Annotated in this window: 9 protein-coding genes and 2 pseudogenes; 7 read left to right on the forward strand and 4 right to left on the reverse strand. The window is 60.3% G+C overall.

Features of this window, described 5'->3' with window-relative positions:
- Positions 1 to 17 precede the first annotated feature (17 nt).
- Positions 18 to 164, reverse strand: a pseudogene (locus tag ACI77I_RS20425) (IS5/IS1182 family transposase); the annotation flags it as partial.
- A 412-nt stretch (positions 165 to 576) separates the two neighbouring features.
- On the opposite strand from ACI77I_RS20425, the gene ACI77I_RS20430 reads away from it, so the two are divergent.
- Together ACI77I_RS20430 and ACI77I_RS20435 are read left to right on the forward strand one after the other, a co-directional pair.
- Positions 577 to 1,212: a lytic polysaccharide monooxygenase auxiliary activity family 9 protein gene (locus ACI77I_RS20430; protein ID WP_406998276.1), complete on the forward strand. Its 636-nt coding sequence runs from the start codon at positions 577 to 579 to the stop codon at positions 1,210 to 1,212.
- A gap of 40 nt (positions 1,213 to 1,252) precedes the next feature.
- Positions 1,253 to 2,251: pseudogene (locus ACI77I_RS20435) on the forward strand (chitinase); the annotation flags it as partial.
- Positions 2,252 to 2,518: 267 nt separating this feature from the next.
- Here ACI77I_RS20435 and dsbG read toward each other — a convergent pair.
- From dsbG to dsbD, 3 genes are read right to left on the reverse strand one after another with little or no spacing between them, the layout of a single operon-like run.
- Positions 2,519 to 3,280, reverse strand: a complete 762-nt coding sequence (gene dsbG / locus ACI77I_RS20440; protein ID WP_242151558.1) for a thiol:disulfide interchange protein DsbG — start codon at positions 3,278 to 3,280, stop codon at positions 2,519 to 2,521.
- Positions 3,256 to 4,101: a TlpA disulfide reductase family protein gene (locus tag ACI77I_RS20445; RefSeq protein WP_094950791.1), complete on the reverse strand. Its 846-nt coding sequence runs from the start codon at positions 4,099 to 4,101 to the stop codon at positions 3,256 to 3,258. The genes dsbG and ACI77I_RS20445 overlap by 25 nt, the downstream gene beginning before the upstream one ends.
- Complete coding sequence (dsbD, locus tag ACI77I_RS20450; RefSeq protein WP_263273685.1) at positions 4,101 to 5,828, reverse strand: protein-disulfide reductase DsbD; 1,728 nt, start codon at positions 5,826 to 5,828, stop codon at positions 4,101 to 4,103. The genes ACI77I_RS20445 and dsbD overlap by 1 nt, the downstream gene beginning before the upstream one ends.
- A gap of 176 nt (positions 5,829 to 6,004) precedes the next feature.
- Between dsbD and ACI77I_RS20455 the strand changes: the two genes are divergently transcribed.
- The 5 genes from ACI77I_RS20455 to ACI77I_RS20475 all read left to right on the forward strand — a co-directional run bounded on the left by ACI77I_RS20455 (position 6,005) and on the right by ACI77I_RS20475 (position 10,905).
- Positions 6,005 to 6,700, forward strand: coding sequence for a response regulator transcription factor (locus tag ACI77I_RS20455; protein ID WP_094950793.1), 696 nt, complete (start codon positions 6,005 to 6,007; stop codon positions 6,698 to 6,700).
- Positions 6,700 to 8,019 (forward strand): ATP-binding protein, encoded by a 1,320-nt coding sequence (locus ACI77I_RS20460; RefSeq protein WP_094950794.1) that lies wholly within the window; start codon positions 6,700 to 6,702, stop codon positions 8,017 to 8,019. The genes ACI77I_RS20455 and ACI77I_RS20460 overlap by 1 nt, the downstream gene beginning before the upstream one ends.
- Before the next feature lie 124 nt (positions 8,020 to 8,143).
- Complete coding sequence (locus tag ACI77I_RS20465) at positions 8,144 to 8,911, forward strand: N-acetylmuramoyl-L-alanine amidase (RefSeq protein WP_242151549.1); 768 nt, start codon at positions 8,144 to 8,146, stop codon at positions 8,909 to 8,911.
- Between the two features lie 273 nt (positions 8,912 to 9,184).
- Entirely contained in the window at positions 9,185 to 10,597 is a 1,413-nt protein-coding gene (locus ACI77I_RS20470; RefSeq protein WP_263472622.1) for an aspartate aminotransferase family protein, read from the forward strand.
- An 83-nt stretch (positions 10,598 to 10,680) separates the two neighbouring features.
- On the forward strand, positions 10,681 to 10,905 hold the full coding sequence (locus ACI77I_RS20475) for an MbtH family protein (protein ID WP_028617283.1): 225 nt from the start codon (positions 10,681 to 10,683) through the stop codon (positions 10,903 to 10,905).
- Positions 10,906 to 11,063: the final 158 nt, after the last annotated feature.

Genomic DNA, 11,063 nt, shown 5'->3' on the forward strand with positions numbered 1-11,063 from the left:
CACATCGGCGCTGATAGGGCCTTTATTCCAAAGTGGCACGGGTTACCTTTTTGGGTCTGATGCCTCTCAGGATCACGCTGGCCTTCCTCGTTCTTGGTTGAACTGGGAGCATGAATAATCGTGGCATCGACGAGGGTGCCCTGGCGCGGGGACAGATCTTTTTCCTGTCAGTAACCGTTCGAAGTCGCAGAAGCCCATCGGGCTCATGCGTGGCTCGGGCCAGGTGGTGAGGGTGTCTTTCAGCACATCTGATTGATTGAGAACGCTCCCTAGAAATTCTTTCTCGCCGCCAGGCCAATGCCTCGTCACGTGCAGAGGGCCATCACTTACGAACGGGCTAAGGCGATTTGCGATAGACGCTGTGTCTATTTGCGCCTTGAATTGTAGGAAATTGACCTCTGGTGGCGTAGGTTATTGCCATTATACTGTTTTTATATACAGTGTTTGCGGGTCTATTGTCTCATGAGAAGAAAATGAGTGAAAAATGGGCTTGTGAAAAAAAAAAGCAACTCCGTTAGTTTGAGGTTCTCTCCTTAAGGAAAGGAGAGTTCTTAATCAATCTCAATGGAGTAACAAATGAACAAACCACAAACCCAGACACCTCTTCGCCATGGTCGTGTCACGTCCCCTTCCAGCCGTGGCGCAGTCGCCGTGGATCTCGGCCTGCTGGCTACCTGGCAGGTCAATGAAATGGAAGGCGGCAAGAACTTTCCGGCACTGATTGCCGGTCCGTTCCCGGCGCCTTATCAAACCGACACTGACAGCGTCACTCCACCAGCCGACGGCTTCATCCTCAGCGGCGGCAAGACCGATGCCCGTGACTGCATCAACTTCACCAACGAGGAAATGGCCAAGAAACTCAGCCGCGACTTCACCTGGCCGCTGCTCAATGTCGATCCGGGTCAGACCTTCAAGGTCACCTGGGAATACACCGCGCCGCACACCACCCGTGGCTATCGCTGGCTGATCACCAAGGATGGCTGGGATCCGAAACAGCGCATCGCCCGCGCACAACTGGAAACCCAGCCGTTCGCCGAAGACTTCTATACCCAGGTGCCGTACTTCAGTCATGCAGGTGAACTGAAGGCCAAGGTCAATCACGAAGTGAAACTGCCGGCCAACAAAAAGGGCAAGCATGTGATCGTGTTGATGTGGATCGTCGCCAACACCGGCAACGCCTTCTATCAAGCCTTCGACGTGGACTTCAAATAAGCCCACGCCGTTAAACCCATACGTTCTGAAGGATTAGAACATGTCAAAGATTGACTTCACCTTACTGAAATCGCCGCTGAACGATGTCGCCTCGCTGATGCCGAGCATTGCCGGCAAAAAGATCCTCATGGGCTTCTGGCACAACTGGCCTGCCGGCGCGAGCGACGGCTACCAGCGTGGCCAATTCGCCAATATGAGCCTGGCGGACGTGCCGAGGGATTACAACGTGGTGGCCGTGGCCTTCATGAAAGGCAACGGTATCCCAACGTTCAAGCCGTACAACCTGTCCGACGCCGAGTTCCGCCGCCAGGTGGGCGTGCTAAACAGCCAGGGCAGGGCGGTGCTGATTTCCCTTGGCGGCGCCGATGCGCACATCGAGTTGCATAAAGGCAACGAACAGCCACTGGCCAACGAGATTATCCGCCTGGTGGAAACTTATGGCTTTGATGGCCTGGACATCGATCTTGAACAGAGCGCGATTGATTTCGCCGACAACAAGACTGTCCTGCCCGCCGCGTTGAAACTGGTCAAGGACCATTACGCTGGTGAAGGCAAACACTTCATTATCAGCATGGCGCCGGAGTTTCCTTACCTGACCACCGCCGGCAAATACGTCGGTTACCTCCAGGCGCTGGAAGGCTATTACGACTTCATTGCCCCGCAGTATTACAACCAGGGGGGCGATGGGATCTGGGTGCAGGAGGTCAACAACGGCAACGGTGCCTGGATTGCCCAGAACAACGACGCGATGAAAGAGGATTTCCTGTTTTACCTGACCGAAAGTCTGGTGAGCGGAACGCGAGGGTTTACCAAAATACCAGCGGACAAGTTCGTCATTGGCCTCCCGGCCAACGTCGACGCAGCCGCCACCGGTTATGTGATCAACCCCGCAGCCGTGACCAATGCATTCAAGCGTTTGTACGACAAAGGGTTGTCGATCAAGGGCCTGATGACATGGTCGGTGAATTGGGACAACGGGATCAGCAAAGACCGCGTGCCCTACAACGGGGAATTCAGCCGCCGTTATGGGCCGTTGATCAAAGGCACTCATCTCTCTGGCCTCGGTGAGGATGAGGCGGATCTTGAAGTCGCCAATCGGCAGTAGCGCAAAGAGACATCTGGCAGACGTGCCTGATCTCAAGCCGCTATGTTTATGATCTGATCGTTGGCTTTATGAAATAAAATCCGATGCCTGTTTGGGCATCGGATTTTTTGCGTCAAGCTCAAATCTTCATGCGGTTTTCTATGAATTTGCTTTGCTCGTTTTCTGTTGGGCAAGCCTGAAACAGTCTTAGGGAAACGCCGATTACTTCGGCCCCAGAATCTTCGCCAGCTTGTCCGGCGATGGTGCGCCTTGCTGCTGCTGCAACCCACCCTTGTCATCCAGGTAGAAAATCGCCGGCGTTGCCGACAATTCCAGCTCTTCCATCAACTTCATGTTGGCATCGAGTTTGGCTTCGATATCCGCCGGGATCTTGTCCAGCGCCTGCAATTTGCTGCCTTTGCCGGCGGCTTCGTGTTCTTCCAGGGCTTTTTGCGGGTCTTTGGCGGCGAACAGGGCGGCCGACTTGCCTGGGCTGTCTTCGCGGATGATGCCGACCATGATGTGGCGCAACTGCACCTTGCCGGCTTTTACCCACGGCCGCGCCTGTTCCCAGAACATGTTGCAGTACGGGCAGTTAGGGTCGCTGAACAGGTAGACGGTGCGCGGCGCGTTTTTATCGCCGTCCTGAATCCAGTTGCTGTGTTCCATCTTGGCCCAGACTTCCTTGGCCATCGGCGCGTACACCAGTTTTTCCAGGGGCGCGGTGCTCAGGTCTTTACCGTCGGCGTCGTACAGGTTGCCGGCGACCACGCTTTTGCCGTCGGCGGTCAGGTACAGGGCCATGCCCCGGTTCTGGTACTGCGCGGCGTAGCCGGTGAGGCCGCTGGGGGCATCGAACTTGCCGAGGATCTTGGCGCCTTTGGCTTCGATCTGTTTGATCGGTGCCGGCCAGTCTTCGGCCTGGGCCAGGGTGGCCGCGAGCGTCAGCGGCAGCAGGGTCAGCAGTTGGCGGAGGCGAGGCATGTCGGTTTCCTTTCAGGGGCGGTGTCGAAGGGTTCCATGGCACGGGCCAGGCTGGCTTGGGACAGCTCACCGAGGTGGCTGTTGATCAGGCGCCCGTCGGCTTGGTAGAACAACGTGGTCGGCAAGGCCATGGAACCCACGGCCTGGCCGAGGCGGCCGCTGGCGTCAAACAGCATGTTGTCGAGAGTCAGGCCTTGGGTCGCGAGGTAGGTGCTGACGCTTTGCATGCTTTCGGCCTGGTTGACGAACAGGAAGGTCACGTCGGGGCGTTGTTGCTGTGCGCGTTCCAGCACCGGCATTTCCCGTCGGCACGGCGGGCACCAGGTGGCCCAGAGGTTGATCACCAGCGGGCCGCCTTTGTAATCGGCCAGTTGCACCACGTCGCCATTGGCATTGCGCAAGGTGATATCCGGCAGTTGCGCGCCCTTGTCGTAAAGGCTCAGAGATAAACTGGTCATGCCCCAGAACAGCAGCCCGGTGATCACCCCGGCGCTCAGCGGTTTGCGCAGCGCAGGGCGGCGCCAGCCGTACAGCAGTGCACCGAGCACCAGCGCGATCACGCCGGGCCAGGCGAGAAAACCGCCGTCGCGCAGGTCGACCATTTGCAGCGGGTCGTGGCGGTAGTCGCTCCAATACATCAATACAAAGCTAATGCGCGCCACCAGCATGCCCAGCAGGAACAGGCTGAAAAGCACTGACTCCGGGTTTTCACCGCCGTGCTTGGCCACGCGCCAACCCACCACGGTGGCGAGAATCAGCGCGCTGATCAGCAGGATGTGATTTAGGGCGATGGCGAAGGTGCCGATGGTCAGGGTCAGCATCAGCGCGCGTCCCGGGTCTGTAACCAACGTTGCAGGAAGGCGGTGGCATCCACTTCGCCGGTGATGCGTTGGGCGCGGCGTTCTTCACCGTCCGGGCCGATCCACACGAAGCTCGGTGGCCCCGGCACCTTGTAGCGGCCGAGCAGCTCGCGGCTGGCGGCGTTGTCGGCAGTGACGTCCAGGCGCAGCAGGCGCACATCTTTGAGGGCGTCCATCACTTCGGGTTTGCCGAACACCTGTTTTTCCATGATTTTGCACGACACGCACCAGTCGGCGTAGTAATCCACAAGCACCCATTGGCCCTGAGCCTTGGCGCTGTCGAGTTGGCTTTGCAGCGCGGCCGGGTCGTTGATGGTCATGAAGGCGTCATGGGCACTCGGTGCAGCGCCCACCTGCGAGCCGCTGTAGACCTTCAGCGGTTGCCACAGGTCGTCGCTGCCTCCGGCTGCGCCCACCACCAGCACGGCGCCCCACAGGCCCAGCACCAGGGAACCAGCGCCAAAAACCTTGGCCGCCAAGCCATACTCGCGGGCCAGGCTCCAGCCGCAGTAGGCCATCACCAGCGCCAATGCGCCCCACAGGCCGAGCCACAGGCTTTCGCCGACGACCGGGCGAATCATCAGCACCGCCGTGCCCAAGAACAGGAAGCCGAAAACGCCCTTGAGCACATTCATCCAAGTACCCGGTTTAGGCAGGAAGCGGTTGCCCACGGTCACCAGCAGCAACAACGGAATACCGATGCCGATGCCCATCGCAAACAGGATCAAGCCGCCGTGCAGCGCATTGCCGCTCTGGGCGATATACAGCAGGGCGCCGGCCAGCGGCGCGGTCATGCACGGCCCCACCAACAAACCGGACAGTGCACCGAGAATGCCGGCGCCCACCAAACTGCCGCCGCTTTGCTGGCGGCTGACGTTGTCCAGGCGGTCACGCAGGAAGGTCGGCAGTTGCAGTTCAAAGAAACCAAACATTGGTAGCGCAAGGATTACAAACAGCGCGGCGAAGCTGCCCAGAATCCACGGCGTTTGCAGCAGTGCGGCGAGGTTGCCGCCGAGTAACGCGGCCAATACGCCAAGGGCCGCATACACCAGCGCCATGCACACCACATAGCTGCTGGCCAGGGCAAAACCACGGCGCGGGCTGGCGCCACTGCCGACCACCAGGCCTGCGAGGATTGGCAGCATCGGCAACGAGCACGGGGCAAATGCCAGCAACAGGCCGAGGCCAAAGAATACCAATAGACTCCAACCCAGGCTGCGCTGCTGCAGGCCGCTGGCCAGGCTCTCGTCCTGGGCTTGGGCGGTAGCGGCAACGGCCGGGTTGCCACCCAGGTCCACGGTGGTCGACTGCGGCGGGTAGCACAGCCCCGCATCGGCGCAGCCCTGCCAGCTCAGTTTGATCTGGCCGGTGGCGCCGGCAGGAATCTTCACTTCCAGGCCTTGGCGATACACTTGCTGCTCACCGAAGAACTCGTCGCTATGGGCTTCACCCTGCGGCAATACGGGCTTCTCGGCCAGGCCCTCGAACTTCATGCGCTGCTGGTAGAGGTAATAACCGTCGGCAATCTGCCAATACAGCTGGGTCTCGCCACTTTCAAGACGCTCGGAGGTAAAGGTAAAAGCTTTGCCCACCGGGAGGAAGTCGGGTTTGGTCTCGAATGGATTGCCCGGCGCGGCCTGGGCGAATCCCGCGAATAACACCAGCAGAAAGGTAAACAAATACCGCATGGACACGCCTTAGTTTGATGCAAGTTAGGCACACAATGTGTGGCGTTGATTAACCGATGATTAACCGGGCGCTATTCTAAAGTGAGGGAATGCCCGAGTGCGCCTGTTTTCACGGCATAATCGGCGCTTAATCCGCCGCACCTTTAATTCTCCCCATCTTTCATGAAGGGTTAACCATGCACGTACTGGTCTGTGAAGACGACGAACTGATCGCCAGCGGCATTGTTGCTGGCCTCGGCGCCCAAGGCTTTACCGTCGAGCGCGTGGCTACGGCCGCTGCCGCGCGGGCGATGCTCAGGGCTGCCACGTTCGACATCATGGTGCTCGACCTCGGTTTGCCCGACGAAGACGGCCTCAAGTTGCTGCAGCAACAGCGCAGCCAAGGCCTGGAAATTCCGGTGCTGATCCTTACCGCGCGCGACTCGGTAACTAATCGCGTCGACGGCCTGCAAGCCGGCGCCGACGACTACCTGCTCAAACCCTTCGACTTGCGCGAGCTTGCTGCACGCCTGCAAACCCTGCTGCGGCGGGTGGCGGGGCGCAGAATCAACCTGATCGAACACGGCCGTCTGGCCTATGACCCCAGCAGCCGCGAAACCTTCCTGGCCGGCGAGCCGGTGGACCTTTCCCGTCGCGAACAAGCGTTGTTGCAGGCACTGCTGCACAACAAGGGCCGGGTGCTGTCCAGCGAACAGCTCAAGGACAGCGTCTACGGCTTCAACGACGAGCTGGAAAGTAACGCTCTCAATGTGCATATCCACCACCTGCGGCGCAAATTGGGCAATGGCATCGTCGAGACCGTGCGCGGTCTGGGTTATCGCCTGGGCGTGGCGGACGGTGGCGTGCTGGATGATGGAGAAAATGCTTCGTGATGAGCCTGCGCCTGCGCCTGACGTTCAAGCTGGGCGCTGCCTTTGTGCTGATTTGGCTGCTGGCGGCAGCCTGGATGCTCAACGACCTGCGCAACCAGATGATGTTTTCCCTCGACCAGCGTCTGGTCGCGTCGGCACGCATGGTGGCGGGTCTGACCGAGCAGATGCCGGGCCTTGCCAGCGTGAGCGGCGGTACGCAGTTGCGCACCGAACAACTGAATGTGCCGGGTGGCATGGCCTGCCAGGTCAGCTCCTTGCGCGGGGAAGTCCTGGCGCGCAGCCATACCACCCCGGATGAAGGCTTGGAGTCGCGCAAGAGCGGCTTTCGCGATCAGGTCATCGACGGCGTGGGCTGGCGCAGTTTCACCCTGTCCCGTGGCGATCTGCTGATCACCACTGCCGATCGCCAAGTGGAGCGTGAGGCGCTGAACCTGTCGATCCTGCTGGCGGCTTCGGTGCCGGTCGGCGTGGCCTTGCTGGGTTGCCTGTGCCTGCTGTGGCTGGGCATCGGCCAGAGCCTGGTGCCGCTGAACCGCATGCGCGATGCGTTGATGCGCCGCAGTGCTGACTCCCTCGAACCCCTGCAGATTCACCCGCTGCCCAGCGAGCTGAAGCCGCTGCTCGACACCCAAAACCAACTGTTGCAACGCATCGCCAAGGCCATCGAGCGTGAGCGCCGGCTCACCGGCGATGCCGCCCATGAGCTGCGCAGCCCGCTGACGGCGATCAAGACCCACCTGCAAGTAGCGCGCATGACCGACGGTGCGGCCCGCGACCAATCCCTGGCTCATGCCGAAGAGGGCGCCGACCGCTTGCACCGCACCCTGGAGCAATTGCTGCTGTTGGCGCGGGTGGAGGGCAGCCTGTCGTTCGACGATGGCTTGCAATCCAGTGCTGAACAAGTCGCACGGCTGGCGATCCAGGACGCCAATGCCGGCGATAACCGGCGTATCGACCTGATCCTGGCGGACAACCTCACGCAAACCCCGGTAGAAATGCCGGTGGCCTTGGCCGTCGCTGCCTTGCGCAACCTGCTGGATAACGCCCTGCGCCACACCCCGGGCGACACGCGCGTGGAGCTGGATGTATTCACCAGCGCCGACACGGTGGTGTTCCGCGTGCGTGACCATGGCAAGCAGATTTCCAGTGATGACCTGCAATACCTGACCCAGCGTTTCTGGCGCAATGGCAGCAGCGAGGGGTGTGGACTGGGCCTGGCGATTGTGCAGGCTATCGTGCAGCGCTGCTCCTGCTCGTTGAAATTCGACAGCCAGCCGGATGGCCTGCGGGTTGACTTAGGCATGCCGCTGCGGCGCTGATCACGTTCTTTTAAGGTGCCAAATAATTACCGCCTTTTTGAAGTTCAGCGCTTCAGGATGGCGGTAATTTTTTTGCGCTTGAACGGGCTGAATGACTCGGCCTGTACTGAAAAGGACGGTTCTTATGTTGGTGATCGATAGCAGTTTCCCTTCCAGGGATTTCAATGAACGCATGGGCGAGCCCGTGCGGCAGGTGGTCCTGCATTACACCGCGTCGCCTTTCGCTTCATCCCTGCTTACGCTTACTCAAAATGGCGTCAGCGCTCACTATCTGCTGCCGGACCCTGATGAGCTCGGCTACCGTGCCGCCGGGTATGACGAATTGCGCGTGTTTCGGTTGGTGGACGAGGATAAGCGTGCCTGGCATGCCGGGGTGAGCCATTGGGGTGGTCGGGATAATCTCAATAGCCGGTCGATTGGTGTCGAGATTGTTAATTTGGCGCGGGAGGATGGCGGGGTGTTTACCTTTCCTGCGTACGGCGAGGAGCAGGTTGATGTGTTGATTGCGTTGGTTCGCGACATTCTTGAGCGGTATCCGCAGGTTGAGCCCGTCGACATTGTTGGGCATTCGGATGTGGCGTATTGGCGCAAGAGTGATCCTGGGCCTCGGTTGCCTTGGCGGCGATTGTTCGAGGCTGGGATTGGGGCCTGGTTTGATGAGTCGACGCGGGCCATGTATCAGCGGCGTTTTTGTCTTGGGTTGCCGCCGGAGGTTGAGGTGGAGCGGGCGTTTCAGCGGTATGGGTATAAGCCGGCTTGGAATCGCCAGGCGTTTGAGCTGAGAACGCGGGCGTTTCAGATGCACTTTCGGAGTCGGGATTATGGTGGGGTTTTGGATGGCGAGACGTGTGCGATTTTGTATGCGTTGAATGAGCGGTATCGGGGGCTTTGACTGACGGAATGATCGTTCCCACGCTCTGCGTGGGGATGCCGCCACGGACGCTCCGCGTCCCGCTGTAAGTGAAGGTCTCAACTAGGGTGCAAAGTGACGCGGAGCGTCACGGGATGCATTTCCACGCAGAGCGTGGGAACGATCATGCCCCCACTCAAAAAACCACAACAAGCCTAAATCCCCCCACCCCTGGTGCGTCTCCAGAACATGAAATCCGCGCGCACGCGGATCGGCAGTTTGGTCACCCCCACCAGCGTATTGAGGGATCGAGAGATGTCAGTCGCTACCAGCCGTATCGAAGACGCCCCGGTGCACGCCAGCCCGGCACCCGTGGAAACGCTCTACCAGTTCGAAGAAACCCCGTTACTGGCCCGCCAACGCCAGCAGGAGTCCAACGCCCGCAGCTATCCCCGGCGTATCCCCCTGGCGCTCAAGCGCGCTAAGGGCATCTACGTGGAAGACGTCGAAGGCCGAAGCTTCATCGACTGCCTGGCCGGCGCCGGCACTCTGGCGTTGGGCCATAACCACCCAGTGGTGATCGACGCCATCCAGCAGGTACTGAGCGACGAACTGCCACTGCACACCCTCGACCTGACCACACCGGTGAAGGACCAGTTCGTACAAGACCTGTTCGGCCTTTTGCCGATGGAGCTGGCGCGGGAAGCGAAAATCCAGTTCTGCGGCCCCACCGGCACCGATGCGGTCGAAGCCGCGCTGAAGCTGGTGCGCACGGCCACCGGTCGCAGCACGGTGTTGTCGTTCCAGGGCGGTTACCACGGCATGAGCCAAGGCGCGCTGAGCCTGATGGGCAGCCTGGGGCCGAAAAAACCTTTGGGCGCCTTGCTCAGTAATGGCGTGCAATTCCTGCCGTATCCCTACGACTACCGCTGCCCTTTCGGCCTGGGTGGCGCAGAGGGCGTGCGGGTCAACCTGCATTACCTGGAAAACCTGCTCAACGACCCGGAGGCCGGGGTGTTGTTGCCGGCGGCGGTGATTGTCGAAGTGGTGCAGGGCGAGGGCGGTGTGATCCCGGCCGATCTCGACTGGCTGCGTGGCCTGCGCCGTATCACCGAGCAAGCCGGTGTGGCGCTGATCGTCGATGAAATCCAAAGCGGCTTCGGTCGCACCGGCAAGATGTTTGCCTTCGAACACGCGGGCATCATCCCGGATGTAGTGGTGATGTCCAAGGCCATCGGCGGCAGTTTGCCGTTGGCGGTGGTGGTGTACCGCGACTGGCTCGACACCTGGCTGCCGGGCGCGCATGCCGGGACATTCCGGGGCAACCAGATGGCGATGGCGGCGGGGTCGGCGGTGATGCGCTACCTCAAGGAGCACGACCTGGCCGGCCATGCCGCGGCCATGGGCGAGCGCCTCGGCGAGCACCTGCGCATCCTGCAACGCGACTTCCCGCACTTGGGGGATATTCGTGGGCGTGGGCTGATGCTCGGCGTGGAACTGGTGGACCCCAGCGGCACCCTTGATATCCAGGGCCACCCACCGGTGCATCGCCAACTGGCGCCGCTGGTGCAGCGCGAATGCCTCAAGCGCGGCCTGATCCTCGAACTGGGCGGCCGCCATGGGAGTGTGGTGCGCTTCCTGCCGCCGCTGGTGATCACCGCCGCCGAAATCGACCGGGTTGCCGAGATCTTCGGCCGTGCCTTGGCGGCAGCGGTCGCCAGCCTCTAATTTTTCGTACCCTTGGTACGTTTCTACAGATATCAGCGCTGCGCGTGGTGCGCAGCCAGCCTTATTTTTGATGGAGAACAGCAATGACCTCAGTATTTGACCGCGACGACATCCTGTTTCAGGTAGTGGTCAACCACGAAGAACAGTATTCCATCTGGCCCGACTACAAAGCCGTACCGGAAGGCTGGCGCACCGTGGGCAAGAGTGGCATGAAGAAAGAGTGCCTGGCTTACATCGAAGAAGTCTGGACCGACATGCGCCCGCTCAGCCTGCGCCAGAAGATGGATGGCGCAGCGTTGGCTGGCTGACACACCGCAAACCCAATGTGGGAGCGGGCTTGTCTGCGATAGCCATGGGTATCTGCGCAACTTTTTGTGTTGCGTTAAGTTTTTGATGGGGTTTTTAGGTGGATATGAGTACATATCCGTTGTTGCGGTAACGGCTGCTTAGGGTTCCGCCCTTACGG

Source organism: Pseudomonas sp. D47, assembly GCF_045447305.1.
Classification (GTDB): Bacteria; Pseudomonadota; Gammaproteobacteria; order Pseudomonadales; family Pseudomonadaceae; genus Aquipseudomonas.

Coding starts and splice junctions, on each gene's coding strand:
- ACI77I_RS20430 (WP_406998276.1), top strand. CDS start 577: ATGAACAAACCACAAACCCAGACACCTCTTCGCCATGGTCGTGTCACG.
- dsbG (WP_242151558.1), bottom strand. CDS start 3,280: ATGCCTCGCCTCCGCCAACTGCTGACCCTGCTGCCGCTGACGCTCGCG.
- ACI77I_RS20445 (WP_094950791.1), bottom strand. CDS start 4,101: ATGCTGACCCTGACCATCGGCACCTTCGCCATCGCCCTAAATCACATC.
- dsbD (WP_263273685.1), bottom strand. CDS start 5,828: ATGCGGTATTTGTTTACCTTTCTGCTGGTGTTATTCGCGGGATTCGCC.
- ACI77I_RS20455 (WP_094950793.1), top strand. CDS start 6,005: ATGCACGTACTGGTCTGTGAAGACGACGAACTGATCGCCAGCGGCATT.
- ACI77I_RS20460 (WP_094950794.1), top strand. CDS start 6,700: ATGAGCCTGCGCCTGCGCCTGACGTTCAAGCTGGGCGCTGCCTTTGTG.
- ACI77I_RS20465 (WP_242151549.1), top strand. CDS start 8,144: ATGTTGGTGATCGATAGCAGTTTCCCTTCCAGGGATTTCAATGAACGC.
- ACI77I_RS20470 (WP_263472622.1), top strand. CDS start 9,185: ATGTCAGTCGCTACCAGCCGTATCGAAGACGCCCCGGTGCACGCCAGC.
- ACI77I_RS20475 (WP_028617283.1), top strand. CDS start 10,681: ATGACCTCAGTATTTGACCGCGACGACATCCTGTTTCAGGTAGTGGTC.